Source organism: Erwinia sp. PsM31 (genome assembly GCF_030433775.1).
Classification (GTDB): Bacteria; Pseudomonadota; Gammaproteobacteria; order Enterobacterales; family Enterobacteriaceae; genus Erwinia; species Erwinia aeris.
In genome coordinates this window covers 1-213 of sequence record NZ_JARUWZ010000146.1, presented here as the reverse complement: position 1 = coordinate 213, position 213 = coordinate 1, and the positions used below count along the sequence as shown (strand labels likewise).

At 57.3% G+C, this 213-nt stretch carries 1 protein-coding gene; it reads left to right on the top strand.

The features are described 5' to 3' along the window. On the top strand, positions 1-213 hold a 213-nt coding region (locus QCD69_RS22770; protein WP_301253602.1), incomplete at both ends, for a flagellin.

The following is a 213-nucleotide window of genomic DNA, read 5'->3' as shown; positions in this document are numbered from 1 at the left end:
TCATCAACATCGACCTGTCAGGCGCTGGCTTCCAGACTTCTGGCCTGGGCGCAACCTTCAGCGTAACCGGCGGCAACCTGTCTGACCTGGACGCGCGTATCAAGAGCGTCGATACCGCACGTAGCGGCCTGGGTGCGATTCAGAACCGTTTTGAATCTACCATCAACAACCTGAACACCTCTGTGACCAACCTGACCGCGTCACAGTCACGTA